At 59.7% G+C, this 24,663-nt stretch carries 39 protein-coding genes; 27 read left to right on the top strand and 12 right to left on the bottom strand.

From position 1 onward, the window contains the following. Window positions 1-9: 9 nt before the first annotated feature. Entirely contained in the window at window positions 10-201 is a 192-nt protein-coding gene (locus tag FFS21_RS21165) for a hypothetical protein (RefSeq protein WP_137926703.1), read from the bottom strand. Window positions 202-456: 255 nt separating this feature from the next. Between FFS21_RS21165 and FFS21_RS21160 the strand changes: the two genes are divergently transcribed. The 19 genes from FFS21_RS21160 to FFS21_RS21075 all read left to right on the top strand — a co-directional run bounded on the left by FFS21_RS21160 (window position 457) and on the right by FFS21_RS21075 (window position 13,929). Then, on the top strand, window positions 457-1,221 hold the full coding sequence (locus FFS21_RS21160) for a DUF3850 domain-containing protein (RefSeq protein ID WP_200876195.1): 765 nt from the start codon (window positions 457-459) through the stop codon (window positions 1,219-1,221). 2 nt (window positions 1,222-1,223) lie between these two features. Next, window positions 1,224-1,895: a hypothetical protein gene (locus tag FFS21_RS21155; RefSeq protein WP_029309160.1), complete on the top strand. Its 672-nt coding sequence runs from the start codon at window positions 1,224-1,226 to the stop codon at window positions 1,893-1,895. Then, entirely contained in the window at window positions 1,892-3,325 is a 1,434-nt protein-coding gene (locus tag FFS21_RS32545; RefSeq protein WP_063834267.1) for a hypothetical protein, read from the top strand. The genes FFS21_RS21155 and FFS21_RS32545 overlap by 4 nt, the downstream gene beginning before the upstream one ends. A gap of 95 nt (window positions 3,326-3,420) precedes the next feature. After that, window positions 3,421-4,488: a hypothetical protein gene (locus tag FFS21_RS21145; RefSeq protein WP_137926702.1), complete on the top strand. Its 1,068-nt coding sequence runs from the start codon at window positions 3,421-3,423 to the stop codon at window positions 4,486-4,488. Further along, entirely contained in the window at window positions 4,481-4,783 is a 303-nt protein-coding gene (locus FFS21_RS21140) for a hypothetical protein (RefSeq protein WP_063834268.1), read from the top strand. Before FFS21_RS21145 ends, FFS21_RS21140 begins: the two co-directional genes overlap by 8 nt. Continuing rightward, a complete protein-coding gene (locus FFS21_RS21135) occupies window positions 4,776-6,413 on the top strand; it encodes a hypothetical protein (protein ID WP_137926701.1) in 1,638 nt (545 codons plus the stop codon). The genes FFS21_RS21140 and FFS21_RS21135 overlap by 8 nt, the downstream gene beginning before the upstream one ends. Beyond that, the gene (locus FFS21_RS21130; RefSeq protein WP_137926700.1) at window positions 6,406-7,050 is read left to right on the top strand and encodes a hypothetical protein; all 645 of its coding nucleotides are present in this window, start codon (window positions 6,406-6,408) and stop codon (window positions 7,048-7,050) included. Before FFS21_RS21135 ends, FFS21_RS21130 begins: the two co-directional genes overlap by 8 nt. Then, the gene (locus FFS21_RS21125; protein WP_051723340.1) at window positions 7,037-7,549 is read left to right on the top strand and encodes a hypothetical protein; all 513 of its coding nucleotides are present in this window, start codon (window positions 7,037-7,039) and stop codon (window positions 7,547-7,549) included. The genes FFS21_RS21130 and FFS21_RS21125 overlap by 14 nt, the downstream gene beginning before the upstream one ends. Before the next feature lie 30 nt (window positions 7,550-7,579). Further along, window positions 7,580-8,710: a DUF5131 family protein gene (locus FFS21_RS21120; protein ID WP_137926699.1), complete on the top strand. Its 1,131-nt coding sequence runs from the start codon at window positions 7,580-7,582 to the stop codon at window positions 8,708-8,710. 176 nt (window positions 8,711-8,886) lie between these two features. After that, entirely contained in the window at window positions 8,887-9,153 is a 267-nt protein-coding gene (locus tag FFS21_RS21115; protein ID WP_029309168.1) for a hypothetical protein, read from the top strand. An 82-nt stretch (window positions 9,154-9,235) separates the two neighbouring features. Beyond that, on the top strand, window positions 9,236-9,433 hold the full coding sequence (locus tag FFS21_RS21110; RefSeq protein WP_029309169.1) for a hypothetical protein: 198 nt from the start codon (window positions 9,236-9,238) through the stop codon (window positions 9,431-9,433). 47 nt (window positions 9,434-9,480) lie between these two features. Continuing rightward, window positions 9,481-9,906 (top strand): hypothetical protein, encoded by a 426-nt coding sequence (locus tag FFS21_RS21105; RefSeq protein ID WP_029309170.1) that lies wholly within the window; start codon window positions 9,481-9,483, stop codon window positions 9,904-9,906. Between the two features lie 335 nt (window positions 9,907-10,241). Beyond that, on the top strand, window positions 10,242-10,838 hold the full coding sequence (locus tag FFS21_RS21100) for a GNAT family N-acetyltransferase (protein WP_051723344.1): 597 nt from the start codon (window positions 10,242-10,244) through the stop codon (window positions 10,836-10,838). Next, on the top strand, window positions 10,835-11,143 hold the full coding sequence (locus FFS21_RS21095) for a hypothetical protein (protein WP_029309173.1): 309 nt from the start codon (window positions 10,835-10,837) through the stop codon (window positions 11,141-11,143). The genes FFS21_RS21100 and FFS21_RS21095 overlap by 4 nt, the downstream gene beginning before the upstream one ends. Before the next feature lie 79 nt (window positions 11,144-11,222). Beyond that, window positions 11,223-11,912 carry a hypothetical protein gene (locus tag FFS21_RS21090; protein ID WP_035833580.1) on the top strand — a complete coding sequence of 230 codons (690 nt, stop codon included), beginning with the start codon at window positions 11,223-11,225 and terminating at the stop codon, window positions 11,910-11,912. A 46-nt stretch (window positions 11,913-11,958) separates the two neighbouring features. Continuing rightward, window positions 11,959-12,087: a hypothetical protein gene (locus tag FFS21_RS32720; RefSeq protein ID WP_255640210.1), complete on the top strand. Its 129-nt coding sequence runs from the start codon at window positions 11,959-11,961 to the stop codon at window positions 12,085-12,087. Window positions 12,088-12,101: 14 nt separating this feature from the next. Continuing rightward, window positions 12,102-12,644, top strand: coding sequence for a M48 family metalloprotease (locus FFS21_RS21080; protein WP_029309175.1), 543 nt, complete (start codon window positions 12,102-12,104; stop codon window positions 12,642-12,644). Continuing rightward, window positions 12,641-12,778, top strand: a complete 138-nt coding sequence (locus tag FFS21_RS32115) for a hypothetical protein (protein ID WP_158664423.1) — start codon at window positions 12,641-12,643, stop codon at window positions 12,776-12,778. The genes FFS21_RS21080 and FFS21_RS32115 overlap by 4 nt, the downstream gene beginning before the upstream one ends. Continuing rightward, window positions 12,760-13,929, top strand: a complete 1,170-nt coding sequence (locus FFS21_RS21075; RefSeq protein WP_051723346.1) for an FtsH/Yme1/Tma family ATP-dependent metallopeptidase — start codon at window positions 12,760-12,762, stop codon at window positions 13,927-13,929. Before FFS21_RS32115 ends, FFS21_RS21075 begins: the two co-directional genes overlap by 19 nt. Before the next feature lie 64 nt (window positions 13,930-13,993). Here the strand turns inward: FFS21_RS21075 and FFS21_RS21070 are convergent, their stop codons facing one another. Beyond that, a complete protein-coding gene (locus FFS21_RS21070) occupies window positions 13,994-14,173 on the bottom strand; it encodes a hypothetical protein (protein WP_029309177.1) in 180 nt (59 codons plus the stop codon). Next, window positions 14,170-14,442 (bottom strand): hypothetical protein, encoded by a 273-nt coding sequence (locus tag FFS21_RS21065; RefSeq protein WP_029309178.1) that lies wholly within the window; start codon window positions 14,440-14,442, stop codon window positions 14,170-14,172. Before FFS21_RS21065 ends, FFS21_RS21070 begins: the two co-directional genes overlap by 4 nt. A gap of 432 nt (window positions 14,443-14,874) precedes the next feature. Between FFS21_RS21065 and FFS21_RS21060 the strand changes: the two genes are divergently transcribed. The 6 genes from FFS21_RS21060 (at window position 14,875) to FFS21_RS21035 (ending at window position 17,936) form a co-directional block, all read left to right on the top strand. Next, entirely contained in the window at window positions 14,875-15,348 is a 474-nt protein-coding gene (locus FFS21_RS21060) for a hypothetical protein (protein ID WP_137926698.1), read from the top strand. 46 nt (window positions 15,349-15,394) lie between these two features. Next, entirely contained in the window at window positions 15,395-15,820 is a 426-nt protein-coding gene (locus FFS21_RS21055) for a hypothetical protein (protein WP_029309180.1), read from the top strand. 17 nt (window positions 15,821-15,837) lie between these two features. After that, complete coding sequence (locus tag FFS21_RS32110) at window positions 15,838-16,194, top strand: hypothetical protein (protein WP_029309181.1); 357 nt, start codon at window positions 15,838-15,840, stop codon at window positions 16,192-16,194. A gap of 11 nt (window positions 16,195-16,205) precedes the next feature. Beyond that, window positions 16,206-16,823, top strand: a complete 618-nt coding sequence (locus tag FFS21_RS21050; RefSeq protein WP_029309182.1) for a hypothetical protein — start codon at window positions 16,206-16,208, stop codon at window positions 16,821-16,823. A 244-nt stretch (window positions 16,824-17,067) separates the two neighbouring features. Beyond that, window positions 17,068-17,310 carry a hypothetical protein gene (locus FFS21_RS21045; protein WP_029309183.1) on the top strand — a complete coding sequence of 81 codons (243 nt, stop codon included), beginning with the start codon at window positions 17,068-17,070 and terminating at the stop codon, window positions 17,308-17,310. Window positions 17,311-17,546: 236 nt separating this feature from the next. Further along, window positions 17,547-17,936, top strand: a complete 390-nt coding sequence (locus FFS21_RS21035; RefSeq protein WP_029309185.1) for a hypothetical protein — start codon at window positions 17,547-17,549, stop codon at window positions 17,934-17,936. Between the two features lie 240 nt (window positions 17,937-18,176). Here FFS21_RS21035 and FFS21_RS21025 read toward each other — a convergent pair whose 3' ends face one another. The 6 genes from FFS21_RS21025 to FFS21_RS21000 form a co-directional block, all read right to left on the bottom strand. Further along, window positions 18,177-18,500 carry a hypothetical protein gene (locus FFS21_RS21025; protein WP_029309186.1) on the bottom strand — a complete coding sequence of 108 codons (324 nt, stop codon included), beginning with the start codon at window positions 18,498-18,500 and terminating at the stop codon, window positions 18,177-18,179. Between the two features lie 65 nt (window positions 18,501-18,565). Further along, window positions 18,566-18,793, bottom strand: coding sequence for a hypothetical protein (locus tag FFS21_RS21020; protein ID WP_029309187.1), 228 nt, complete (start codon window positions 18,791-18,793; stop codon window positions 18,566-18,568). A gap of 77 nt (window positions 18,794-18,870) precedes the next feature. Continuing rightward, window positions 18,871-19,515 carry a hypothetical protein gene (locus FFS21_RS21015; RefSeq protein WP_029309188.1) on the bottom strand — a complete coding sequence of 215 codons (645 nt, stop codon included), beginning with the start codon at window positions 19,513-19,515 and terminating at the stop codon, window positions 18,871-18,873. Between the two features lie 16 nt (window positions 19,516-19,531). Next, window positions 19,532-19,723, bottom strand: coding sequence for a hypothetical protein (locus FFS21_RS21010; protein ID WP_029309189.1), 192 nt, complete (start codon window positions 19,721-19,723; stop codon window positions 19,532-19,534). 133 nt (window positions 19,724-19,856) lie between these two features. Next, the gene (locus FFS21_RS21005; protein ID WP_029309190.1) at window positions 19,857-20,435 is read right to left on the bottom strand and encodes a hypothetical protein; all 579 of its coding nucleotides are present in this window, start codon (window positions 20,433-20,435) and stop codon (window positions 19,857-19,859) included. Between the two features lie 47 nt (window positions 20,436-20,482). Then, window positions 20,483-21,211, bottom strand: a complete 729-nt coding sequence (locus tag FFS21_RS21000) for a type IV toxin-antitoxin system AbiEi family antitoxin domain-containing protein (RefSeq protein ID WP_029309191.1) — start codon at window positions 21,209-21,211, stop codon at window positions 20,483-20,485. Between the two features lie 261 nt (window positions 21,212-21,472). On the opposite strand from FFS21_RS21000, the gene FFS21_RS20995 reads away from it, so the two are divergent. Continuing rightward, a complete protein-coding gene (locus tag FFS21_RS20995; RefSeq protein ID WP_029309192.1) occupies window positions 21,473-22,000 on the top strand; it encodes a hypothetical protein in 528 nt (175 codons plus the stop codon). 78 nt (window positions 22,001-22,078) lie between these two features. Then, on the top strand, window positions 22,079-22,279 hold the full coding sequence (locus tag FFS21_RS20990; protein ID WP_137926696.1) for a hypothetical protein: 201 nt from the start codon (window positions 22,079-22,081) through the stop codon (window positions 22,277-22,279). Between the two features lie 61 nt (window positions 22,280-22,340). Here the strand turns inward: FFS21_RS20990 and FFS21_RS20985 are convergent, their stop codons facing one another. The 3 genes from FFS21_RS20985 to FFS21_RS20975 form a co-directional block, all read right to left on the bottom strand. Beyond that, on the bottom strand, window positions 22,341-22,874 hold the full coding sequence (locus FFS21_RS20985) for a hypothetical protein (protein WP_029309193.1): 534 nt from the start codon (window positions 22,872-22,874) through the stop codon (window positions 22,341-22,343). Window positions 22,875-22,997: 123 nt separating this feature from the next. Continuing rightward, entirely contained in the window at window positions 22,998-23,732 is a 735-nt protein-coding gene (locus FFS21_RS20980; RefSeq protein WP_080711480.1) for a hypothetical protein, read from the bottom strand. Window positions 23,733-23,796: 64 nt separating this feature from the next. Beyond that, complete coding sequence (locus FFS21_RS20975) at window positions 23,797-24,654, bottom strand: protein-disulfide reductase DsbD N-terminal domain-containing protein (RefSeq protein ID WP_158664424.1); 858 nt, start codon at window positions 24,652-24,654, stop codon at window positions 23,797-23,799. Window positions 24,655-24,663 lie beyond the last annotated feature (9 nt).

The raw sequence follows: 24,663 nt of genomic DNA, 5'->3' as shown, positions 1-24,663 counted from the left end.
CGAGCTCGCTCAGCAACCCATGAAGCCGGCATCGTGATGACCGAGATCGAAAAGCGTGCGTGCGAGGCCTTGCACCAGGCATTCTGCCGGCTCCGCCACTTCTCCACGCGAGACCTGAACGAGTTGGGCCGAGAGCACTTGTTCATGGTCGCCGATGCGGCGCACAACATTCCGGATGCGTTGGCGGGGAACGCGTGCCATCGAGCGAATCTGGAGCGAGACGTTTTGGCGCTCGAGGCCATGCTTGTGGAACCATACGATATCGCTATCGGCAGGTACCTTGTTCGAGAGGAATCACGGGTGTCGTTCTTCGAGAGCCTTCGGTCCGCCATTGGATTCTGACAAGCCACACAGTCCGATAAACTACCGAAGTCCGCTAACTGATTCCCCTTTCAGCGTATGCATACGTGTAATGTAGCGAAGAATGGTCAACAGGCGGCGCCGGTGCAGGGTCCAGTGGATCTGGATGCGACCAGGCGCGATGCCGTCAATCTCCCGCCCGAGTGGCAAAGCACGGTGATGGCCCTGGCGGAAGAACTGGCTGGGGCACGAGCCTTGGTCGAGAACTCCGCCAAGGATGCCGCTGACGCCGCCGCGTTTCGTCGAATCAACACGCCGGAAGTGGCGCACTTTGTGCACGCGTCGTACAACGAGGCAATGCACCAGCGGGTGCGTTGGGGGCCAGCGCACGACATGGCCAAGTCCAACGAGGACTGGTATGCGCTCCTCGGATACCTCGCCGGCAAGGCGCAACAGCCTGACATCCCGCTCGATAAGCGCCTCCACCATGTCATCGCGACGTCCGGGGCCTGCTTTAACTGGCACGGGGTCCTGACGGGCAGCTGGTCGGACCGTGAAGCCGCCGATGCCCTCGAGCGAGCGCGGACCCAACCCCGAGGCCCCATCCAACACTCCCTGAAATGTGACAGTGAAGTCTTCAACGCCGTTGCGGACGGGCGGAAGACGCATGAGATCCGGTTCGACGACCGCGATTACAGGCTAGGTGACGTACTGCTCCTCAAGGAGACCGTCTACTCCGCTGCGGAAATGCAGACCGGAGCACCGGTGCTCTTCACAGGGCAGGAGATCTGGCGAGTCGTCTCGCACGTGCTGACGGGATACGGCCTTTTCCCGGGCTGGGTTTGCCTCTCGCTTGAGTCACCGAACACAAAGCGGGCCGCACTGGGCCCGGACACCGCAGCGAATTCACCGGAGGCTTGAAGATGACCACCATTCAGGAAGATGTCCCACAGAAACTTCTCGCGTTCGAGGTCCACGACGGTGACGATGGCTGGGCGATTCGCTTTGCGAGCACCAATGTCGTTGCTCGGCGGGAGGGCGCCGCAGAAATGGGTACGGACTTCGAGTCGGTGGAGCACTGCAAGCGTTCACCGAAGTTCGACCAGTACGCTCCGGGCCCGGTGCCGGCTTCTGCCCTGATCGAGAACGGCTGGACCATCCAATGCAGCCACTGCGAGCGCGAGGTGAGCCAGCACATGTTCGATGCACTGGCCGACGAGGACCTCGATCCCGATGACTTCGAGATTGTCACGGAGGGACAACGCGCCTACTGCTCGCGAACGTGTCAGGGGGAGCACCGGGCGTGGTTCCGCGGCCGTGCCGCCGCAGAATCAGCACTGATCGAGCTCGTGCTAGCGAAATACCCCCAGGCAACGATCAAGCGGGTCCACATCTGCGGTTCCACGCTGGAACCCACCGAGCCTGGCGGTGGAATGCGTTGTCTTGCGGAGTTTCTCTTCCCCGGTGCGAAGTACGGAGGCGCAACCTTCGTGTTTGGCGACAGGAGCGTCTATGTCGCTCGCGGTGATGTCGACGCTTTCAATGGCCTCTATGGCAAGTCCACTGCGACACAGGGCGAGGAGGTATCAGCATGACACAAGCACATATGGCGCGTACCAACGGATCGTCGGCGGCGATCGCAGCCATCGCATATGCTGTCACCGCCGAAGAAGGGATCACGTTCTTGCGCTGCTGGCAGCAGGGTGAGTTCGAGACCATTCGGGTCGATTGGCCAAACGCCCCGGAAGCCGTGTTCCTGGGGGTCGAACCGCCCGAACTGGCGCAGCTTTCTGGACGTGACGACGCCCCTCAGGAGCGGTCGACGTTCGCCGAACAGGTGATACGGATTCTGGAGTCGAGTGCATCAGCTTGGGATGATATGCGTGCCGATGAGCCGGACGAGAACGCCCGCGGTCGCATGCGTGCGCGTTCTGACGAGAACCGGGGGAACGTTGAGCGCATCAAGAAGTTGCTTGCAGACGCCAACATGGCGGTACCGCATGGCGGATGTCCAGCGCCAGTAGATGCCACGGAAGCGAAAGAGCGAGATCATTTGGGATGCCCGCACTGCGGGACGGGTGTGTATGCCGCCGGCCTGACACGAGCGGCGGACATCGCAGAAGGCACCTGCTCCCAAAGTCGCAACCACCTCTTTCGAAGCGCGGCAAAGATCATCGCCGCGAAGATCCGCGCCGAGTCCCCAGAGCCGGCGCCACGCGGAGGGGATGCCATGCTCCAGGCCTTCAAGGCATCAGGCCTCAAGCCGACGGCGGGTAATCGCAGGGCCTTCCGGGCTGGGTTTGTCTCCGCAGCTCCGCCGCCGGTCGTTTGGGATGGGCAACCGGTCGAGACAATTCTCTACTGGGCAAAGGCGTACTCCGGAAGCGGGTTTGGTGGCGGGCACGGCATGATCGTCAGGCTCCTTAACGAATACGCCGAGCTATCCGAGCTTGTCGCCGCATTCGGTGCCTCGATTCGTCTTGCACCATTCCAATGGCGCGTTCAGCCCTGGATGCTCGAGTGCTTCGGCGCGAAGATCGCCGCGGATCGCGCAGAGCGCAACCATCGCTTCTATGAAGAGGCAACCGAGCTCGTACAAGCCAACGGCATGACATGCAGCGAAGCCCATCAGCTGGTCGACTACACGTTCGGCCGCCCGCCCGGTGAACTGAAACAGGAGATCGGGGGTGTGATGGTGACTCTCGCTGCTCTGTGCCTCGCAAGCGGCGCGGACATGCACCTGGCAGGCGAAACTGAACTCGCCAGGATCTGGACCATCGTCGAGAAGATTCGCGCGAAGCAGGCTGCAAAGCCGAAGCACTCGCCGCTTCCAGAGTACGTCCCGGCCGCGGTCTCGATGGATCGCCCCCTACGCGATCGCATTTTACAGATCGCAATGGAAGCCGACGCAGCAGCGAACCTGGGAGGCAACCAGCACATGGCCACCACTCTCGCAGACATCAGCGAGCGCCTTTTGCACATAGTTGCGCCGATCGATGTCACGCCGCAGCAGCTCCCAGCCTGATCTGCAGGATTCGAAATGACCCAAGGACCGAAATGACTGACACCAAAGACGCCACTGCCGCGCAGACGGCTGAGAATGCTCAGATCGCGCCGGTGGTGGCGCGCATTGACGCGGCGCCCGCCGTACCAGCGCCAACGGAGGCCGAGATTGCGCAGGCATGGGCAACCTACAGCCAGCAGCAACGGATCGGAAAGCCGATGGTCGCTGCATTCGTGCTGGACATGCTGGCGAAGTACGCCGCGACCGCCGCATCAGCGGGCGGGCCCGCCGGCGATACGTACCTGTGCAAAGCGTGGGGCGAAACCGATCTACCTGCGGCGGCTATCGTCGTCGGTATGGATGGTGTGCGCGATTTCCTGGTCTCGGAATGGCTCGGGTCTGCGGATGACACTCATGACGATGGCACGAATTCGCTGGAGGACGCTCTGCAAGACATGCAAGAGCAGTGGTTGCGGGAAGGCGAAGCATGGGAATGGTCGATCGCATTCGAGCTCGGCGGCGTCAGCGTACAGAAAGTCGGCTGCGCCTCACCGGCACCCGCAGCGCAGGCGGGTTGCACTTTGATGCCGTGGCGCTGTTTCCACTGCGACGAAAAGTTTGACGACCACGCTGCAGCTGCAGAGCACTTCGGCACGTCGATGGCGCAGGAGCCCGCCTGCCAAATCGACATCACCACGTATCGCGAAATGGAGTCCCTCGTGCGCCAGCACGTCGAGGAAGATACCGACCTGCATCGCGAGATCGCGCGCCTGCAGTGCGAGCATGCTACGGCGCTGATCCGTGAGGAAGAAAAGGGTTATGCGCGCGGCCTGCAACAGGCTGCGCAAGCGACGCTGACGGATAACGATCTGATCGAAATCGGCCGCACGCACAGCATTCATCCGGACAGCGCATTGCCGTTTGCGCGTGAAATCGCCACTCGCCAACAACAGGGCAGCGAGGCGGGCGTAGCCGCGCCTGTGTGCATAGGTGAATTTGTGTGCGGGGAAGTGCAGTTCGGCGTAGACGGGCCTGAATGCGGGGACTACGAAATCATCTACACAAATGGCTTGCTGGATCAAGTCAACGAGGGCCACCAGTGCAAATCGTTCGGCATCTACATCGATCGCGCCGCCTTGGTTGCGGAGAACACGGCCGCAACCGAGGGAGGCGAGCGTGGCTAAGTTCTCTGTTGGGCAGGTTTGGCGCGGCAAACGTCCGGCCCATTCAAACGGTTTCGTTAATGACCGCGTGATTACGTACGTCAGCCCGGTTGGGCGAATCCAGTACGACGGACCTACCGTCAACTTAGGGCGAAGGTTGCCAATAGTGGAAGCGGAAGTGTTCGAGAAATGGGCAGGAAGAGAGGTCGGCAACGAGCTCCCGGAAGGCGAGTGGCAACGCTGGTGCGATTACAAGCCGGAGAAGCGCGGCACGGCGGAAATCGCCGCAGAGGATAAGGGAGGTGGCAATGCGTGACATGAACCAATGGCCGGATGCAGCACTACACCTTCCGGAACCGATGGATGATCCCGTAGGAGAAACGCACCACATGCCGGGGTCATCGGAATATACGATCGCCTATCTTGATGCCAAGAAAGCTCCGCCCGGAACGAAACTCTACATCCACCAGCGGGGCAGCGTGCAGCAGGAGGAATCGGTGCTCGGTGATGGTGCGCCTCCAGCACCAAATGACCGCGTTTTGGAGCTGGAAAGCGTGCTGCGCAGTGTGGCCGGGCAGTTCGAACGCTTTGGCGATCGATTGCCGGTTGCTTTCGATTCGCGAGTAATCCACTACGTGCGCGATGCGCTGGCCGGCGCTGTGCCAGAGGCCGGAGCGGGCAATGATACGACGCCGGATCTCAGGAAGGCATTGATTGACGCCATTGTCGAACATACAGATTCGTCGGAAAGCTGGGCGGAGGGCATCATTCAGCAGGCGATGCTGGCAGCTCCTTTCGCGGCGCCCACGGCACGATTGCCCATGAATGAGCCTACTGCGCAGGCGGGAGAACTCGGGCTCAAGCGCACCTTCAAACGGTACGACGCGCACGGGAAGGAAGATCCGCACGGCGTGTTTGTCTACTTTCTCGACATGCTCGAAGCAGTCAGCATCGCAACGGCACTCCCCCACGAACCAGATGTCGCGCTCCTGGCCAGCATGGCAACATGTCTGAATCACGGCTTTGGCATACTCCCCGCAGATGCGCAGCGCACCATGCTTTACGACATGCGCAAGCTCTACAACGAGGTGGCGGGCAAAGGCTACTACCGCCCTGAAAGCCGGGAGGCTTACACCCGTTGGCTATCCAGGGAGATCGACGGCGGAGAGCGCGTGTCGGGCGGCATGGCGGATCTATTCTCACGGCAAGCAATTGCGCCGGAGCCGATCTACCAACTGCGCATGGCAGACGGATCATGGATCGACCAGGCCGAGCAGAGCTACCGAAACAACATTCAGTATGCGGCCAACATAGTGCGAATTGTCTATGAGGCCCCTGCAAGCGCCGAGCACGTGGGTGGCCTCGCTAGTCATCCGGTCGTTGCCAAGCTGATCGAAGTTGCCCGATGTGCTTACCTCGCAATGGACGACTCGGAAGAGCAAGTGGTCGCCCAACGGCGTTGTCACGTTGTGGATGCAGGATCTTTCGATTCCCTCTCCAATGCGCTTGATGCTCTTGACGAACTGCCAGACGACCAACCCGGCCATGCCATGGGCCCCGCTCAAAAGGCAGAGTGGGCGCTGCGCGGGGCGGCGACAGGTGTTCATCAACCCAGCGCTGCGCTGCCGCTAGCGCCCGATATGGAGGCGCCTGCTTCAGGCGCTGCGCCAGTTGAAGTCAAGGTGACGCCGGCCATGCGCGGCTGGCTTGAGCACATCGGGCGTGGGGGCGAGATCCGGCGCTCTGCCCAGTTCTTCACGGGCCCATACTCGACTCCCGGTCGCGGCGGCTTGACCTACGTGATGGTCGGAAAGCTCGAGGATGCGGGTCTGATTGAATGGGAGCCGGACGCGCCATTGGGGACTATTCAGCACGTTCGTGCTCGCCTGACCGATGCTGGTCGCGCCGTCATTGAAACAAAGAATGCGCGGGGTCGAAATGGCTGACAACAGCGCCGGACATGCCGAAGCAGCAGGAGACTCGAAGGAGAGGAAGTTTCGAGAGTTACTGCAGCTACACCGCAGCGCGGTACATCAGGGAGACACCGATCTGTCGGATGCCTTTGAGATCCGCTTACGAGAGTACTGTGAGCAGCTGGCTACCGGCCCGCACGACTCAGCCCCTCTTTCTGAACCCGTGATTCTTGACTTCGCCGCGATGCACGGTCTCATTTCCCCGCGCCGGCAGCAGAGGGAATGGTCAAGGAAGTTCAATCAGAAGCTGTTGGGGTTTGTGCGGAGCGTGCTTGCCGACTCTGAGCGCCGAGAAGCTGCGGCGCCGCATCGTAGCCACCTGGCCGCCGCTGAAACGGCAAGAGACCCTGACCACGCCGACAACGCCGAAGACCTGGGCGAGGAGCTGCAGCACGCTTGTGCCGCAAGGCAGAGACAGGCGGGTGAGCACAGGGGGAATGGTCTGGTGGCCATAGTCGGTGAAATCGAACTGGTTCGCTCCGATTCAGACACTCGCCTTAGTACCGGTGCGCATAGATCCCTGTCTTTCGCGCTCAACACCGCTCGGGCCATTGCCGGCGAGGCCGCTTCCCGCGATAGCGGAGATGGAGGCTGTCATGTCCACGTTTGAGAGCTTCGATTGCCCGGAATGCGGAGGCAAGGAAACAGTCAAGATCATGCCGACTGCCGGCGGGCGCGGTACCGGCGAAGCTACCTCCTACGCGGCGAATTGCGCTGCATGCAACCGCACGGTGGCGGAGGAACTGCCATCGAACTCGGATGGCAAACGGGCAACCGCCACGCGCGAACTCAAGCGCATCCTTGCCAGGTGGCCAGAAGAAAAGGCAGGCCGGCCGGGCGTGATGAGGACGCCGCCAGTTGTATCCATGCCGTCGGGTGCTGACGATCGCCAACGCGCCCAGGAGAGCGCGACGATCACCCTTGCGGACAATACCTTCAAAGAACGTGACTTGCTGGAGCGCGCGATGCGCAATCTGCGGGCGATCGCTCCGCGTCGAGGCGAAATACGCTGGGTGTTGGTGCATCAGCTTTTCAGCACCGGTAGCACAGTGTCAGCAGCGATCTGCCGCGAGTTTGGGTACGACCCCGACGAGAAGGTTAAGCCATGAGCAAGGGTAGCAAGATCGAGTGGACGGACCATACATTTTTGGCTCGGTTGCGAGCCTGTCAGCCCTGGCTGCGATCATTGCTACGCGGAGGTATCGACGCCAGTTCGCGTGCTGGGCGTGAAGTTCGGTACGAGGCAACCGCGTCACCGGACCTCCGCTGAGAACTGGAAACAGCCCTTGCGCTGGGAACGAGAGCACGCGCAGTTCTATGCAGAGCATGGGCGCCGGCAGCGGGTGTTCAGCGCGAGTCTTTCAGATTGGCTAGACAATGCAGTGCCGATCGAATGGCTGGTGGATCTGCTTGACCTGGTGCGCCGGACGCCCAGTCTCGATTGGCTCCTGCTAACAAAGCGCATCGGCAACTTCAAGAAGCGGCTGGCAGATGCCAGCGACTACGTTTGGAACAGCGGCGCCGGCGCTATCGCTGACGCGGTTTCATTGCGCGAGTGGGTCGATGAATGGCGTAGCGGGCATCCCCCTGCAAACGTCTTTGTTGGGGCTACTATTGTCAATCAGGCAGAAGCGGATCGCGACATCCCAAAGCTGCTCGAAGTGCCGGCATATGTGCGCTTCCTTTCGATGGAGCCACTACTAGCGCCAGTAGACATCAGTGACTTCCTGACCCCGAGCTATCCGCATTGTGAAACCGGATTCGCCCAAGGCGAACGAATGGAGGCCGGATACTGTGGCACGTGCGCCGGTCACGTCAGCGACCCTATTCACAACCCAGCGATGCGTGACTTCGTCGACTGGGTGATCGTTGGCTGCGAGAGCGGGCCCCACGCAAGGCCGGCGCATCCGGATTGGGTAAGGAGCTTGAGGGACCAAGCCGTAGCCGCCGGTATTGCCTTCCTGTTCAAGCAGTGGGGTGAATGGTTGCCGTGGGATCATTTCAACGCTGCGCGAATCGACGACAGTTTGGAGAGCACACGATACGCGACGATGGAATGGAAGGGCGATCGCTGGGAAGACGTCGGTTACCCGATCTGGTCTGATTCTGTCGACGGCATAGTTGATGACAGGCACTGTATGGGGCGCGTAGGGAAGAAGGCCGCAGGTCGCTTGCTCGACGGGAAACTCTACGACGGATTCCCGGTGGCGGGCGCACAACCAGGGCGACATTCGTCGGTCTTGGCCACTGGCGCGGCCGTGAGTACATAGAATGCGCATAACGCGTATTGATAAGCCGCGTGTCTGTTTGTTATAGTCAAGTCACGCGCGGATTTCGGCGTGATATTCGTCGCTGCCGGTACGTGTGGGTTTGAAGTCGTTCAAGATCCCCCGGCTTTTGTCCGTTTACCGGAATTGGGGCATACCAAATACTGCGAAGGACGGGCATGGACATCCCCCTCGAGGTAGGAAAGGCGATCTACCGAACAGCAATCGACAGGAAGGCCCACGACGCCGAAGGCGTCGCATGGTGGGCGGGCGTGGTTGCGGAAGTCGCTGCCGTGATTCGGGCGGATAACGTGTCAGCCGCCGCCCAGGTAATCCTGTGGTGGCACGCGGACTGGACAGAGGTTGGCGACACAGCGAGGGCAGCGGCCTCACGCATTCGGCGTGCCGCCCGAAACCTCAAGGTGCGGCTCGTCACGCAGGAATGAACCGAGCGTGCTGCCGTCGCGCTGCGCCCCTAATTTCTGCCTTCCACCGGACGATCCATGTACCTCAGGGGATGAAAACAGCATGCTCAAGTCGCTACAGTCGTTGAACCTGGTTGGTGTCGCTGTCGTCAGCTACCTGCTAGTGACACTAGTTCTGCTTATCGGCGGTGTGTTCTGGCAGAAACTGCTCAATGGGGGCTTCCTGATGTTTATCGTAGGCTTTATACCCTGCTGCATTGGGCTGTTCTTCATCAAGTTCGAGGGCGGCCCGAAGCGGTAGCGAGAGCCGCGGGGCCGAGGACGTCGCATCTATGGAGCAAACTTCGGATGAATCAAGTAACTGGTAGTGCGGCATCGCCAACGAAGTCGGTGTTTGATGCCTTTGGGGCGATTGGCTGCGGCATATATGTCGGCGGCGCTGTTGCCGTTACCCTCTATTTCCTTCAGGAAGGCGGGATTCGTCTGACAGAAGGGCTTCCGGTTGCTGCGGTCGTCGCAGCGGCGGTAGCCGCTCTGTTGACGTTGGTCCGATGCGTGCTGACGGGCTTTTATGTGCCGTTGGCCATGATTGGCGTCTTCGTTCTCGGCTTTGGCGCTATCACGAAGATATCGGCCAACCTGCCTGATCCCGCCGCCGGCGGACTCGGTGCAGTTCAACTACGAATCGATGTAGCAATGCCATGGGTGTTCTTCGGTATCTGCATGCTGGCCTTGTCCCTGGCATGTTTGACGCCTCGGCAGGATCTTGACTAGAGCTTTGGGGAGGGAAGGTATGGTTCGCGCATACGAAATCTGGAAGGCTTACGCAATGGCCGTTGTTGACGCGGTGTTTGCCTACCTGGACAAGACAGACGATTGGGGTTGGCCACCCGTATTGGCTATGGTCCTTCCACTGCTGCCGCTACTCGCTGTCGACTGGTTTGTGTCCCGCTGGGTTTCTCTGGGCTTGTTCTTGCCCGTCGGCCTGCCCATTGGATGGTTCGTTGGGTCTCTGTTCTGCGCCTATCTTGCAACCGAGCATGGATCGTACCGTGAAGTGAGGCGACGCAGGTGAAGTGCTCTGTTGACCGACCCTGCGAGGAGAAGTTTTGACGGTATGGGACTGGTTCTTCCCCGCGCGAAGGAAGCGCACGAGGGAAGGGTTGCCTTCGATCGATGTCTCCACCACGGCTGACTTCTATAAGGTCTTCACTTCACCGAACCCTGTTCTGAGTGCGACGATCCACAACATAGCCGGCGACCAGGTTGGCACGGCCAGATACTCCATCTCGCCGCTGTCGGACCGCGTCTATGTCTTCGACATCAGAATTGCTCCACACCATCAGCGGCATGGCTATGGGACCGCAATGCTCTGCTACCTCGCAAAGGAGTATGGCCAGCCGATTACCCCCATCCACGAAGTTGAGAGCGCCAACGAGTTCTGGGGCGCCGCCCGTCGTTACAGGGGAGCCGGCCTTTCCGTAACCGAAGATATCTCGATCAGCGAGATGGCACTCGAGGCGACGCGTTGGCAGCATCTCGCGCCCATCGCAGAGTGCCTGGACAAACTGATCACTAGACGGCTGCGTGTCGATCGCGAACCCTGGCATGTTGCCGTTGGTCGCGGGTTTGGCGCGGAGGACAACGGCGACGCCGCTACTTCTGGGCCGGCGATATCGGACGATTCGAATACTGTGAGAACATGAGCAAACAAGAGAAGTTCTATGACTGGCTGTCGACTGGGGAACCACCACCCATCAATAGGCGCGTCTACGAGGCAGCCAAGCTGCCGTTTGCATATTTGGCGCAGTTCCTGTGGTGGGCCTCTTCCCCTTGGCGCCGAGCTCTTCCACTGGCGCTTGCGGGCGTCGCTCTCCTCTGCGGCTTTTTGATCCTGATGGGGGATGAAACCATTACTTGGGGCGATTTCGGGACGGTCGCTACCGTCGCAACAGTTGTTCTGGGCGTAGTCGTCGTGATTCTCGACGTGCTGAGGGCAATATTCGAGTAACGCTCCGCACTTCACTCCTATTGGGACGTTTTCAATGAGCACAAGCCGGGCTACTCGCCGCGATCCTATGGCAGACGTCATGCCACTCGAGCTTCTGGAAGTGGCGCATCTGCTGATCAGTAGAGGTCAGAATGAACTCTATTGGGAAAGAGTTCCCCTTCCGAAGCGACCGGTTGGCCAGGTCCGCTACGAAGTGGCTCGCCAGGCAGCGACCTTTGTTGTGCCATTGGTAGGTCTAACCTGCGCCGCGCAGATCTACGGGGCAACTGGCTTGCTGCTTGGGCTGCCGCTTGCATGGCTAGGCGGCTACTTCTTGGATCTGCAACTCAAGTCTGCGATTGGGAAGAAGAAGATTCGTGATGACATGATTGACGCTGGCCGCTACAAGGCGGTGGGCTGGTTGGCCGCGCAGATGGGTATGCGCCCAGACGAGATCACACTGGCGACGATCCGGAAGATGAACAAGGATTACGTCATTGTTAAGGCGCGTATGGACCTGGAGTTGGCTCGCCGCGAGGAAGCCCGCAAGGTCGCTCACGTACGGCAGTCGCCGTCCTCCGATGATGTGCATCATGATTACACTCCGGGGGTAGTCGCTGCCGCCGGATTGGGTGCAGCAACCGCCTACACGTCAGTCGACGACGATGACGACTACTATGATCGAGGCCAATCCAACTCGCCGGCCGTGAACCCTGCTAACGGGATGCCAATGATTGCTGGCACTCATGTCGACGTCAACGGCAACATGTTTGGAACCGACACGTTCTGATGCCGGGATATTTTGGACTTCGCGGAGCACGCAGCCCGCGGAGAAGATGGCGCCCGAACTCGCCGCGCTCTACCCCTCGAAGTCCTGGCATCGCTGGTTCTCCACCGCCTCTGCCTTCCCCACTCTTTCGCTCCGCATTCGCGCTATCGAGACGGGGCGCAAGGCATTGCTCTGAGAACGATCGCGTTCATGATTAATCTCATCAAACTACTGTTGCTGGCGACCACTGTTGTAGGTTCTGGCGTGTGGATTTGGCGTACCACCGACCCAGACCCTAAACGCTACAGGGCGAGTCTCAGCCCGCAGGAGATACAGACATCGTGGAAGCGCGCACCCTGGGTGATCTCGGAACTGGCGTGCTTGGCGAAGGCCGCGGGCCTGCGTAGCTCGCTTGCGTTCGGGATCGCAAACGCCGGCGCTCACTACTCCCCTTTTTGGCACCGCGTCTCCATTTCCCGAGCTTTTCTAGCGAGGTTATCGGATACCGATTTACGCCTGATCCTGGCGCATGAAGTCGCGCATGCAGCGCGTCGATTGCAAACCTTCAGTCGTTGCGGAGCGATAGAGGAAGAACTTGCGGCTGATCGCGCAGCTTTGCAAATGACGGGCAGCACTCCAGAGCAATGGGCTGAGGCCATTCGCGCGTCGGTGATTGCCGAGCCCGGCATGGCGATCACGAATCAGCTTGCACTGCGCGCGGAGGTCCTTGGCATTCAATTGGAGGAACCATGAACGATCCGTTTGATCTGGAAGGCGAGCCGATGGGCGCTGGCGCCGACATCACGGCGACCCGCCGCGCGCAGTTCGCTCAGGCTAACGCCTCGCTGGCACTGGAACCGGAGCACACATGCGTCGCCATAGCCTGACCCTCACGCTGGCAAAGATCCTGTTCAAGGACGGGCCCGTGAAGTTCTTCCAGCTCATCTACATCCTCGGCCGTTCGAAGCTACGCCGGACTTATGATGCCCACACACGGCGCTTTCTCCAAGCCGGCCACGCAGCGCTATTCGCCGCGGGCGTGATAGTGCTGTGGCTCGCTGTGCGAGAGCCATCCCTGATCGATGCAAGGTCTACGGCCGGCCGGATCTTCTGCGGAGCGATCGGCATGGCTCTTACACTGAGCGGTGCGACGTGGTTTCTCATGCCGGCATTTCAACGAGCGACGCTGCTGGGGGAGGTGACGGCCGGCACGTTGTACGGGATGCTCCTCGCCGGTGTCACGTGGTTGGGTTGGGAGCGTGCGGCGGCGCTATACCAGGCCAATCCTGTAGCGTTAGTCGCTGGAGTACTCGTCGTCGCGGCACTTGTGCTGGCGTTTGCCCATCCTCTCTCGCTCCTACTGCGTTTCCGATTGTTGCGGCTGCGCACCAATCATTACGCGTTCGAGACCCCATACCACCAGATGCTCGCCTCGCGCCCAGCTAGGGGACAGTACAGGGGAGTGGCAATTCATGAGGCTGGCCATGCTCTGATGTACAGCTTGGGCGATCGGGTGCCGGAGGACGCGATCGCCTATATTGACTTCGACACCATCTCACCGAATCTGGGGCAGGTTTCGCTGCCATCGCTGAAGGAGGGTGACATCAGCATGGCCATGCTGGAGTGGAAACTGTACACATACCTCGCAGGGATGGTGGCGGAGGTTTTGCGTGCAGGGACTCACGGCATGGGCGTGTCCGGAGACCTCGAAGGCTGGAGCGAGTTAGTTGGCCCATACCTCCTGTTGCGCAGCGATGTTGTGTACTTCGCCAATCCAAGTAACGAGCTGGAGATCGAGTCCAACAAGAGGGAGGTTGCAGCGTTGAAGAAACACATGCTGGCAGTGCTCACGCGCTTTATGCGGGCGAACTGGCATGTCGTCGAGCGGATCGCTGACTGCCTTGAGGAGGTGGACTGCCTTGATCACCAGCAGTTGGCCGGCCTGATTACTGGCGTGGTGCGCACGGGCGGGCTGCCGACGCCAGTTTGGCCAGAGCACATGGGTGGCACGCCACTGCGCCAGGTCCCGGGCGCTTGACGCCGGGCATAAAAAAACCGCCGACGCATAGCGCCGGCGGTTTCTGTGGGTTAGAAATCAGTCGTTAAGAACGCTGTTTCCGAAAGCCATGCAGGGAGTCCTGCCTTTCCTTGTTCTGTTCGGTCGGTGTGCGGCGAGCTTCTTTGCGCACTGCCTGGATAGCACCGACAAGTGGTGCGAAGAACAGACGCGGGGCTTCCCGAGCTGCGGTAACGAACTCCGAGCGAAAGCTGGTCTTGATCATTCGAGCATCTCCCTGACGGCCCGGTATCCAGTGATGCCGAGGTACACCAAGTATAACACCGCGTCAACGACGGTGATCGTGTGCTCGAGGAACGAGATCACCTGGAGGGTGAAGGTTGGAATTCCGACCGTTTCCAGGAACCGGATCAGCAAAGACAAGCCGACAGCGACGCTACCGATGATTAAGAAGATCAACGTGCCGACGACAGTATGTGCTGCGAAGTGCGCAACGGGCGCCCACCAGGCTTTGTGATGTTTCGTTTCAGTCATGTTTCTCCTGTGTTGAGTTAAGCACCTGGGAACCCCAGGGCTCCAAGCCTCCTTGCATAGACCTGGCAACACAGGAATGCGCAACGCATGGGGATAAGTTGGGGTGGTGTCTTATTGGACGTCGTCGGCAGGCCGAGAGACAGAAGACCATTCAGTAGAACGTGAGCGTCACCGCCGACGAGTTGCTGGAGGGTTTGAACCCGGTCGACGCGGACCCGCGCTCGGCCCGCAGCGGCTGCCGGCCACCTTCGCACGATTTGCGGGCATCTTGACAAATAGCACCAAATCGAACAAGATGCATAACATGTATGTATATGCGCGGAGTATAGCAATAGCGATTCAGGCGGCGGCCGTGCAAGCAATCATTGATGGCGAGTTGTGCGGAGTGCGAAGACAATGTTGGTAGACAGATCATTCACGAGGTAGCACTAGATGACAGGACCTTACCCGGCCGATCGCCGGCCCAATGCCACAACAATTCTGACCCATTGGGAGACGCTGCATCACCAGAACTCCGTGCCCGTGACGCGCCATCAAGAGGCGATCACCATGGCGCTGGATATCGCTGGGAATGTCGATGATCCGGAACTCCTGCCAGGAATGCTGATGATGCTGCTCTCAGAGGTCCCGGCCGAGCCGCTGCTGGGTGCCAAGCCGCAGCAAATTGGGTCGGTGCTGGGTCTGACGAGCCTGGGATATTTGCTCAGTCGACAGGACCATGCGGAAACGTTGCGGCGCATGTTGAGCGCAGGCGATGGGGTGGTCCTCCTCCGGATTACCGGTGATCTCGACCGGCATCATGCGAATGTCGAGATCTTCGAAGATTGGGAGGGCTATCAGCGATTCTTGGTGCCAATCCTGCGCCGCGGAAAGCTTCAGAAGGGCGACGGGAGTACGCTGCTTTAACTGCATCGCGTCATCGACGCCAAGCGCGGAGCATAGGAAAAGTACGATGAAGACGATCGTTGTTGCGGCACTTCTCTCCGGCATGGTGCTGACCGGATGCGAGGAGGTTGAGAAAATCGGGTCGATTGTCAGTGGAGAGCCAATGACGATCGCGTTTGCGCCTGGCTTCCAGATCGCAGTTGAAGGGAAGCCTGTAGCGGTATCAGGATTCGACCCTTGCCCGAAGCGAGACCGCGCCATGACGAAGGTGTTCGGACCAGCTCCGACCGACGGCGCGAAAGAATGCATCGTTGTCCGTCCTTTCACTCAGTCGGTCAAGGTCCGACTGAGCGCCCGAACGGACGAAGTATGGATTGTCCTCCGAGACACGGTGCATCCAGATCGTATGTCTTTGCGACGCCCCGATGGGTCGCTGGTCGAATCGTTCGCGGCCTACATGAAGAATGCGGCCACGGTCGACAAGGCGAGCTAACTGCACCGGACAACGACGTGGATCTGATTGAGCCAAAAATCCGCCCCGTGTGCGACGCACTGAACAGCATCGTGGGTGTTCGTACACTCTGGTCGTGTGAGGGGCACGCCTTTCGGCCATCCCGTCCCTATGTCGTATTCGAGGCGTCTGAATCGTTCGCGCTGCAGGTCCATCGGTTGATCGGTGATGGACACGCCGGCGGCAGGTTGACCTACTGGTGGAACATGACAGCAAACTTTGGGGAGAACGCGCAGCTTCAGTGGCTCATCGAGGCGGCGTCCATCCCGAGGTGGCACTACTTGCCAATAGTCCGGCACAGAATCGACACGGAATTGCTCACGTTTGCGGCACTGATCAACGACGCTTGGGCATAGAAATCGCAACCATGACTGCCACAATCGAAACACTGCTTGCCGCTGTGGGCAAAGCGGTCAGCGGGATCAAGGCCAAGCATCCTGAACCTGATGTGGGCGGAGGCGTTCCGAACGCGCAGATAGTAGAGCTCCATGAACGCCAGGTCGCCGCTTGGCGTGCGCAGGCAGCGGAAGCCAGCCTGCTGGCACAGCACAAGTCAGAGTCAGGTGAGTCTGAGCTGGCGCTCGTACTATCGGAATGGAGCGAGCGGACGATGCGCGCAGCCGATGAGAGAGCTAGATATCTCACGTCTGCAGAGTATCAAGAATGGCTCGCGGGCCGGCAGGAGTGGTTGGCGGAGGCCACCGTTGACACGGTCGCATCCGACAATAGCAAACGGGCGTGCGCGCTCGGCAAGGGTGTACGCGTCGTGATCGCTGAGGACATTGATAGGCGGTTCTGGCGCTATCGGTCAGGCCAGACCGGTACGGTCAGGTATGTGCTCGATGATGGCGGCGTGGAAGTACTGCTCGACGGCTACAAACGCGAAAAGCTATCCAACTGGTGGCGTCGCATCTGGCGAGGCGAAGGCGCCAACCTGGTCCCTTGGCACGGCGTGTTCAAGGCCTCGGAATTGCGAGTCATTTGAACCACAGGAGCCGCAGGGTGAGTACCAAGGTTTGGAACGTGATGTACGTGCTGGGAAATACTGGCCGCATTGTTGGCGATGCGGGAAATCCTTAGGCCCGCCAGTCCGCGCTTCACGTAGCCGCAGTCGTCGACAAGAACGGTTGGCGAGTCTGGGTGGAGCACCACAAGACCGGCAAGCGCCTTTTCGAGAGCGATCGCGAGAAGGCGCACAGGGAAGCCGGCCCTGTGTAGAGGAAATGGCTATGAGTCTGTTTGACGAAGCGAGGCGTTGGCGCCAACAGTGGGGCTACGTTGGCCGGGGCGGCGTGGTAGTGGTGTTTGAGGGCAAGGCGCAGGGGTGGGTGAACAAACTTCGGAACCCTGAACGTTGGCAGCCTGGCTGCGTGGCGTTCGATGAACAGGGCCGGAGCTGGACAACCATCGCTGGCAATGAACGAGACGGGGCGCTGATGTGGTTGCCCAATGACCCGATCAAGGAAGAGTGAGCACGATCCTTACTGAAGCAGAGCGAGTCGCGATTCGCGGCTTGGCGTCAGGCGACAAGACACAACTCGAGGCCGCGCAGGGCGCCTTTAATCGGGCCGCACGGCAACACGGCGTGGACTCCTGCGTAGAGCTCCAATTCATGGCTGAAGTGCTTGCGCCGGTTCCGGATCTGCTACTGCGCTCACAGTATCGCGCGGCCGTACTGAAGCAAGCGATTTGATTGGAAATGGACCAAATGAGCGTAGCAAAGAGCGTTGCATCACTACTTGTCCTCTCGGCTGTCACAGGCTGCGCAATGACGCAACAGGAATTGGCGCTCGAACCGCCAAATGCAAAATTTGTCGTTGCTGCAGAGTTCGGATGTCTCTATGAAAAGGGCGCCGAAAGAGCTGCTTCCAGCTTGGGCATGAGCGAACCGAAGATGAGCGGCTACATTAGCTCCAAAGGCGGCTACGCATGGTTCCGACAACCGCTGACCTTGATCATGCTGCGTTCCAAAGGCGCCGGCAGCACTGAGATCACGCGACAGCAACACGGAAGCGCGGCGGTCCTAGGCCAAGGCGAAGACATGCTTGCTTACTTGAAATCGAATCCATGTGCGGTCGATCCCCAGAGCCCAGAGTAGCTACACCAGCGAAGAGGAATAGCCATTCGATTCACTGGCCGCGTCCGCTGGGGCACAGATCGCTACCACTGATGACTGTAGCTTCCCCACCAACCGCGAGCCGCGTCCCCGGTGGAATCACCGTGGTGTAGCCGGGCGACCCGATTGCCTTGTATGCTCCCGCGCCGATGTCCTCCAAGATACCTGCGTGAGACACCCCTGCCAAACTGAGGGCGGCACCGACCAGCAGCGTCAAGGTTTTCAGAGTTCGCCTCTTCGTCGTTCAATCTTCCCGTTCAGGTGTGTTTCCGAATGGATCGCGCCATCGCACTCACCTTGTGGGCGGCCCGCGAAGCACTGGGATTGCCCGAACAGCGGGGCAATGATCAACGGCCCTGCCACGAAGAAAACATTGAGCATGATGAAATCCATCAGGAAAGCCTTCCCGAACCCGGCTCGGGCCTCTTCCGATAGAGCAGGGAGATTCCAGAAGGCAAGGCCCACCCCGCTCTTGATGCACGCCAGCACGAAAGCCGCGAGCATGACACATAGCATCAGGGCACCGATCATTTCCCTGCGTTTCATCCTTACTCCTGTACCTGTTACTTTTGACTGGGGCGGCGAGGAGATCGCGCCTGGCGCCTTTCCGATTAGTTCTTGCCAAAGATCCGGCGAACGCAGACAAGCAGCGGAATTCCGGTGAGAAGCAGCGCGAATCCAACGATGACGGGATGCGCCTGCGATGTTTCAAAAAACCACGATGCGACGCCGGACTTCGCCATCAAGTACGGGACACCCAGCAACACGGACACCAACGCAACAACGGCGAATATTCCAGGCATAAGGTGAGCCAGTAAGTCTTTGGTAGTCTTGTTCACTGCATAAACTCCACCGGCTACCGGCCGATCATCACGGGGTGCTCGTGCGCCATATCTTTTTCGATTGTCTAGCCGCCCTAGATGGTGCCCTTCTTGTAAGCATCGATTTCGACGTGATAGGTCGAATCTTGGCCGAACCGATCGAGGTAGGCCAGCGGGAGTACACCTCTTTTGACCATCTCCACGGGAGACGGAACATCCTTGCCGGGGCCCGTGCCGATGAACTTCGTGATGTGCTCCAGATCTGCAGCCGGAAGAGTGACAGCGTTCGTGGGCTCGGTGTGGGTCATGGCATTCCTTTTGGTGGGGCTGGAACGTTTCGGGGAAGAAAGCAGCATGGGATACGCGGCGACTGACGCAATGGCGCCCAACACGAGAATGGCGGACATTGCCCATGCAATGACGGAGCCAAGCTGGGCAGGCGTTGGCATTGCAATAGTCCCCGCAGCCGTTGCTGGGACAGACAGAGCGTCTGCAGCACCAATCTGAATGCACAAACCCCCGACGAGAAGGAACGGCATGTAGACGTACTTGTACTGTTTCGTCAGCACGAGTACAGCGACGATGGTGACGAAGCCGGCGATCGATGCGGCAGCGACCCACGTTGGAAGGCTGCCAAAGATGATCGCTTGCCCCTCCAGAAGGCAGTAGACCGCCACGCACAAGATGACTTCAGCAATCCACCAGGCTAGGGTGGGAATCTTGTTCAGTTCGCGAACCATTGGCTTCTCTCCCAGATCATCCGCATTGGTGACACGCGATCGCCTTGGCGAGGCCGGCGATCTTGAAGAGATCGAGACCATCGCGATCTGCGTGGGCGAGGACGTCGTGAGCGTGCTGCAGTGACCAATGGCCCCCCGCGATTAGCGCGTGATAGTTGTGGAACTCGTCATCAATGTTTGCTTGCACCGCGGCAGCAGCCATCGCCATGATTCGACACTCCGAAATTATAAGTACGTGTTATGGAGTTTGTGCGATTCACGTATGAGTGTCAAGTCCGGGCTGTTCGTGGGGCAGTGGCCGACCTTCTGGCGCTGGGTTCGCTCGGGCAAGGATGCGCAGGCTAGGGCGCGTTACGTGCTCGGAGAGCTCTTGAAACGAGCGGGTCCGCGTCGACCGGGTTCAAACCCTGTAGCAACTCGTTGGCCGTGATGCTCAGGTTCTGCAGAATGGTATCCGCCTCCCATTCCGGTGTGCGGATCTGGAGGAGGTGCGCCGAGGCCGCGCCGATCGCAATGCCGAGGGCGTGCTTCGCCGCGGCAGGATCAAATACGATCCTGAGGGAGCTCCCATGTCGCGTTACCTTGGGTTTGGCGATCAAGCAGCAGATCCAGGTGAGCGACAGAGTAGGGTGTAGCAGTGCGAACCACCAGGGTACCCTCGACGTGAGATCCTGGATGAAGGCCCTGACATCCTCGATCTCATAGAGTTCGCGAGAGTCGGCGTCGTAGCCGCCGATCCCGACGAGCAGTTTGGACGCGTTGGCTGAGATGTCCTCTGCAGTCCGGCCGAGCTTCCTGAATATCTCAGCCAGCTCTAATGCATCGCGAGAAACAACAGAGCGGTTGTCAATCTGGCAGACGAGAATCTTGCCGTGCGTTGGGTCTTCGATCCGGAGGAGGAGTGTCTGTTCGGCTGTCATGTGTGTTGGCGCGGGAAGAGAGTTGAGTAGGGGAGGGGGGCGGCTGTTCACGGTTTAAGCGTGATCCGCACATCCTTCATTTTGTTTGACCACCGCTTTCCGCGGCTGCGCTTGTCGACATGCGGCTGGAGGTCCTCGCCCCATGCAAACCCGCTTTCCTCGCCCAAGGTTCTCGCAAGCTTGAGAACCTTGATTCGCGTGCACTGCGCCATGAACGAGTGGAGGACCGGTGCTCGTATGCTCCGCATTGTGGCGAGGATGTTCACTACCTCTTCGAGCGTTTGGCCTTTGCCGACGTCGCTGACGAGCTCGAGGAACGCACGCTCAGGGACGGACACGAGGACCGATGGATTGCCGGCGGGTATTGGCTTCAGGCCCTCGCTGTATGGGAGCGATTCTTCGAACAGGTCAGTCGTTTGATACGAATACCTGAGATGGTCTTTGACCCAGTCCGGGAACTTGTATGAGTCCTGTCCCCAAAGTACGACCGTCGGGCGGAAGGCGACTTTATGGCGGACACCCTGCCAATCCAGAGCGGTTTTTCCACCTACGTGGAGTCCCCTTATGCGCCGGCTCAAGAACGCTATGACACCTTCTGTGGTTGGGTGGTCGCCTCTCAGGAGATAGGCGCCCTTCCCGAGCCGCTGGAGCCAGGCGGCGCTCACCAGGTAGCTAAGGGCGCGTTCGGATATGCCCATATCGCGGAGCATTTCTGTGTCCATCGGCTGACCGCGAGGGGCTTGATCCATCAGGTTCTGGAGTGGCTCATTGCGCATTCTGACGAGAGTGAAGGCGTTGTAATTTGGAAGATACCTCGGTAAAAGTGTATGTTAATACGTAAAAATAACGCAAGTATCGTGCTGGGGCTCCAGACGGATACCCATCGCTGATGAGTGCTGCTGGAGGGGAGCTCGGTCGTAACGTGAGAAAGCTGATATGTCGCATACTGGCAACATTCGAGCTGTCCGAGCATCTCGTACAATTAGGGCCCCAAAGAAGGGGGCGCCGGCGCGTGCCGTGCAATAACTGGGAGACGTATGTCCGCTAGAGCAGAGGCCCGTAAGAGGTTTGTTGAGCAGGTACAAAATGCGATTGACGAAGCACAGGCCAAGGTGCGCGGGCTGTTTGACGATCCCTCCGCTAAGGTGGAAATCGTCCACACTTCAGTCGTTCCGCAGATCATCGCTGACTGGGGATCTCAAGCGCAGTTGAACTGGGCCCTGGCCCAAAGGAAGTGCAGCTCAAATACAAGGAGCTGCTTTATCGGGATTCGATCGAAGAATGTCGTTTGCATTCTGAGCCTGGTGCGCGTTAGTCGCGCCGGCGAACTCACGACGCTTCTCTTCCTCGAGCGTGACTTGGACAATCGTGCGATCGATGGACTTGGGCTCGTCGCAATTGACGTGGTTCTCGATGCCCTCTCGGTCTATTTCGAGTCCGAATACATTGTGATCGAAAAGCCACTAAAACCAGTGGTCCCGTACTATGAAGCCAACGGCTACACGAAGGCCAGGATGCTGGGGAGGACGGTAAGCACGATGACGCGCCCCGCCAAAAGGCAGTAGAATGTACGCAATTACCCTTCCAATTGATCATTTGTGATCACCCTGGCATTTGGGCACGACAAATCAATAGGACAAATCATGGATCTCAAGACTGGCCGCTTGGCACCGAAGGTGCGCCGTACTAAGGAGTCTGCAGATAAAGCTGCAGTTGCTCGTGTGCGAGCCATGCTCGCGCGTCCTGAGATGAGCGTTGAGGCGCTGAAGAAGCGAGCTGAACAAGCCAAACAATGGGATGCATCGGCGGTCTCCGGTGGAGCCTATGCCGGCATCCGGCGCTGATCTGCGCCCCGGAATCTCGCGAAGCCCTGCACTTGCAGGGCTTTTTCATTTCTGTTGACGGTCAACGCCCGATCGCCCCCAACTCAATGCTCGCAGCGGGCGGCCTACCGCCACGTTTCTTGAAGAAGCGGTCGACCTTTGCGCGTTGTTCCTCCACGAGCGATTCGTTGACCGGGTTCTGCTTGAACCGCTCGATCCATTCCTTGTCTGCCCGTTTCAGGGACTGGTTTGCGATCGCGTGAGCGACGAGGTAGTACTTGTATGCCGACCCGCTACGCTTCATGCCGACGGCACGTCTAGCTAGCAGCCACGCGCCCTTTGCGGCGATCGCATACTTCTCGGGCTTGCTGATATGGTAGAGATTCATCTTGCGACGATGGGGTTTGTGCGTCGTGATATCCGCGAGCTCCCTCCCGCGCCATTGAGCGAAGCTGTCGATCGGGCCTTTCCACTTCCCGTTCTTCCACCTCACATCAATGATGTCCCCAGATTTCACTTGGACCTGGTACCGGCCGTTGTGGAACGGATTTTGAGTCATTGGCCACCAAACCCCGTCCACGAAAAGAGGTTTCTTCTTTCGGTCGTTCTCTTCCATCTGTTATTCCTGCACGGTGCGTCGTTATCGATACTCAGCCAATCTAAGGGCGATCGAGACTCTCGGCAAGGGGCGCGGCTCCTCCGGCCGCCGTGGGGAGGGGCATAATCTTGAAATCCGGATTTACTCGAGATCTGCGGCCTCGGCGCGGCCTTCCGCCCATGCCTTCAGCAGGATAGGCTCGTCGGCAAACATGATGGGGGGCTCATCCAGGCCTGCGTGGTAGTCACGTCTACCGACGGCCTCAGCTGCTCTCTCTACGGACTCCCTTTCACTGCGCCATTCCTCAGGGTAGGCAATGCGGGTGATGCGTGCCAGCGCGAGAGCAACCCGCTCGTCCAGCCCTCGCATGCGAGGGGCAGGTGGCTTCGGGCGGGATTTCGGCGCCGGCAACATTCCGAAATGGGCCTGAGAAATTGATACTCGCCGACGAAGGTGGGTCGCCTGAGCTCGAAGCCCCTTCGCGGTACTGAAGTTATCCCAGCCAGCCTCGATGGACGCTTCAGACGTGAGCTCACCGGCCTGGGTAAGCATCGCGGCCCATTGCTCGGGTGAGTCAAACTCGGTCAGCCAGCCATTCCCCTCATAGCATTGAAGGACAGCCTCGTCGTTGTTCAGGAGGAGGACGCGGCTCGGCGTGAACTGGCCGTCGTACTCTTCGTATTCGTCCGCTGACCTCGACTCGCCGTGATACCGCTGCCACGCTGATTCAGCGAGGGCCTTGCCATCCGCCATTGAAAGCGGATGACTGATCGGCACCTGCCGGCGGCCATCCATGTAGAAGTACGCGAGCCCTGGATGCTCGTCGTGCATGTCCCGACATACCTGGCCCTCTACAACAATGCTGGCGACTTGCATTTGTGCACTCGTGTGTGAATACCGCGGTCCTGACAACTAACGCGCCTCGATCATCTCTACTGCGCTAGCGGGCGGATAGCAGGACGCTGAGAGGGGCAAGGAGGCTCCTGCCGCCGGCAAACACGCCGACCATCTGTGCGGCGCCGAACAAGAACAGCAGGAGTCCAAACCCCTTGGCAAACCGGTGGCGATTCCTTGCATCGGGCCTCAACGGCTCGAAGGCGTTCAGAAACACGGACAGGACGATGGCAATCGTGGCCACCGCCAACATTCCCAGCCACGACGGCATCAGGCCGCGGCGCTCACTCTGATCGGTTGCCGCCGGCGGCATGTCCGTCCCCTCGAGGGGTGTGGCTGCCGGGGCTGCTTCTGGAGCGGAGGCGATCGGCGCGATCGGCGTCGGCATGGGCGACGCCGGCGGCGGAGCAGATGAGACTGCTTTCACGGGGGAGGGCGTGCCCTTGACTTTGAACCGCGCTTCCTGCGGCGGGAAGCAGACGCCCACCCCGGCACAGCCCTGATACCTGACCGTCATCTTGAAGCGATGGGGGGCTTGCTCTGCCACTGTCAGCCGCACCGTGGCGTCCCTGGAAAACACCTTCTGCTGACCAAGAACCCGATCCACCCTCACTTCTGCTGCTGGGAAAACAGGGTCGCTAAGGCCGCCAGGTGGGTCGGTCTCGATGCGGATCTTGTCCCGATAGAGGTGATATCCGTCGGCGATAGAGAACCGGAGCTCAATCTCGTGCCCGTGCTGCTGCACTGTCGGGCGGAATGCCTGGTCGGGGCTGAGGGTTTGCTCAACGGCCACGCCGGAAGAGGCAATGGCCATTGCGATGGGATCGTCGGTAGGCGATGCGAGTGCGATCGCCGGAACTGCGGCTATGACTGCCGCGGAAACTAGGGAAAATGCTGCCCACATGTTGAGTCT

Source organism: Cupriavidus sp. 2SB (assembly GCF_005503625.1).
In the GTDB taxonomy this organism is placed as follows: Bacteria; Pseudomonadota; Gammaproteobacteria; order Burkholderiales; family Burkholderiaceae; genus Cupriavidus.
The sequence above is the reverse complement of the archived record's forward strand: the minus strand, read 5'-3'. Positions and strand labels throughout refer to the sequence as shown.

Coding starts and splice junctions, on each gene's coding strand:
- FFS21_RS20995 (WP_029309192.1), top strand. CDS start 21,473: ATGTCCGCTAGAGCAGAGGCCCGTAAGAGGTTTGTTGAGCAGGTACAA.
- FFS21_RS21065 (WP_029309178.1), bottom strand. CDS start 14,442: ATGACTGAAACGAAACATCACAAAGCCTGGTGGGCGCCCGTTGCGCAC.
- FFS21_RS21000 (WP_029309191.1), bottom strand. CDS start 21,211: ATGCGCAATGAGCCACTCCAGAACCTGATGGATCAAGCCCCTCGCGGT.
- FFS21_RS21090 (WP_035833580.1), top strand. CDS start 11,223: ATGCCACTCGAGCTTCTGGAAGTGGCGCATCTGCTGATCAGTAGAGGT.
- FFS21_RS20975 (WP_158664424.1), bottom strand. CDS start 24,654: ATGTGGGCAGCATTTTCCCTAGTTTCCGCGGCAGTCATAGCCGCAGTT.
- FFS21_RS20985 (WP_029309193.1), bottom strand. CDS start 22,874: ATGGAAGAGAACGACCGAAAGAAGAAACCTCTTTTCGTGGACGGGGTT.
- FFS21_RS21025 (WP_029309186.1), bottom strand. CDS start 18,500: ATGAAACGCAGGGAAATGATCGGTGCCCTGATGCTATGTGTCATGCTC.
- FFS21_RS21045 (WP_029309183.1), top strand. CDS start 17,068: ATGAGTCTGTTTGACGAAGCGAGGCGTTGGCGCCAACAGTGGGGCTAC.
- FFS21_RS21060 (WP_137926698.1), top strand. CDS start 14,875: ATGACAGGACCTTACCCGGCCGATCGCCGGCCCAATGCCACAACAATT.
- FFS21_RS20990 (WP_137926696.1), top strand. CDS start 22,079: ATGGATCTCAAGACTGGCCGCTTGGCACCGAAGGTGCGCCGTACTAAG.
- FFS21_RS21130 (WP_137926700.1), top strand. CDS start 6,406: ATGGCTGACAACAGCGCCGGACATGCCGAAGCAGCAGGAGACTCGAAG.
- FFS21_RS21125 (WP_051723340.1), top strand. CDS start 7,037: ATGTCCACGTTTGAGAGCTTCGATTGCCCGGAATGCGGAGGCAAGGAA.
- FFS21_RS21010 (WP_029309189.1), bottom strand. CDS start 19,723: ATGGCGATGGCTGCTGCCGCGGTGCAAGCAAACATTGATGACGAGTTC.
- FFS21_RS21110 (WP_029309169.1), top strand. CDS start 9,236: ATGCTCAAGTCGCTACAGTCGTTGAACCTGGTTGGTGTCGCTGTCGTC.
- FFS21_RS21155 (WP_029309160.1), top strand. CDS start 1,224: ATGACCACCATTCAGGAAGATGTCCCACAGAAACTTCTCGCGTTCGAG.
- FFS21_RS21135 (WP_137926701.1), top strand. CDS start 4,776: ATGCGTGACATGAACCAATGGCCGGATGCAGCACTACACCTTCCGGAA.
- FFS21_RS21015 (WP_029309188.1), bottom strand. CDS start 19,515: ATGGTTCGCGAACTGAACAAGATTCCCACCCTAGCCTGGTGGATTGCT.
- FFS21_RS21035 (WP_029309185.1), top strand. CDS start 17,547: ATGAGCGTAGCAAAGAGCGTTGCATCACTACTTGTCCTCTCGGCTGTC.
- FFS21_RS21165 (WP_137926703.1), bottom strand. CDS start 201: ATGGCACGCGTTCCCCGCCAACGCATCCGGAATGTTGTGCGCCGCATC.
- FFS21_RS21070 (WP_029309177.1), bottom strand. CDS start 14,173: ATGATCAAGACCAGCTTTCGCTCGGAGTTCGTTACCGCAGCTCGGGAA.
- FFS21_RS21005 (WP_029309190.1), bottom strand. CDS start 20,435: ATGACAGCCGAACAGACACTCCTCCTCCGGATCGAAGACCCAACGCAC.
- FFS21_RS21095 (WP_029309173.1), top strand. CDS start 10,835: ATGAGCAAACAAGAGAAGTTCTATGACTGGCTGTCGACTGGGGAACCA.
- FFS21_RS32545 (WP_063834267.1), top strand. CDS start 1,892: ATGACACAAGCACATATGGCGCGTACCAACGGATCGTCGGCGGCGATC.
- FFS21_RS32720 (WP_255640210.1), top strand. CDS start 11,959: ATGGCGCCCGAACTCGCCGCGCTCTACCCCTCGAAGTCCTGGCATCGC.
- FFS21_RS21050 (WP_029309182.1), top strand. CDS start 16,206: ATGACTGCCACAATCGAAACACTGCTTGCCGCTGTGGGCAAAGCGGTC.
- FFS21_RS21115 (WP_029309168.1), top strand. CDS start 8,887: ATGGACATCCCCCTCGAGGTAGGAAAGGCGATCTACCGAACAGCAATC.
- FFS21_RS21105 (WP_029309170.1), top strand. CDS start 9,481: ATGAATCAAGTAACTGGTAGTGCGGCATCGCCAACGAAGTCGGTGTTT.
- FFS21_RS32115 (WP_158664423.1), top strand. CDS start 12,641: ATGAACGATCCGTTTGATCTGGAAGGCGAGCCGATGGGCGCTGGCGCC.
- FFS21_RS21080 (WP_029309175.1), top strand. CDS start 12,102: ATGATTAATCTCATCAAACTACTGTTGCTGGCGACCACTGTTGTAGGT.
- FFS21_RS20980 (WP_080711480.1), bottom strand. CDS start 23,732: ATGCAAGTCGCCAGCATTGTTGTAGAGGGCCAGGTATGTCGGGACATG.
- FFS21_RS21055 (WP_029309180.1), top strand. CDS start 15,395: ATGAAGACGATCGTTGTTGCGGCACTTCTCTCCGGCATGGTGCTGACC.
- FFS21_RS21075 (WP_051723346.1), top strand. CDS start 12,760: ATGCGTCGCCATAGCCTGACCCTCACGCTGGCAAAGATCCTGTTCAAG.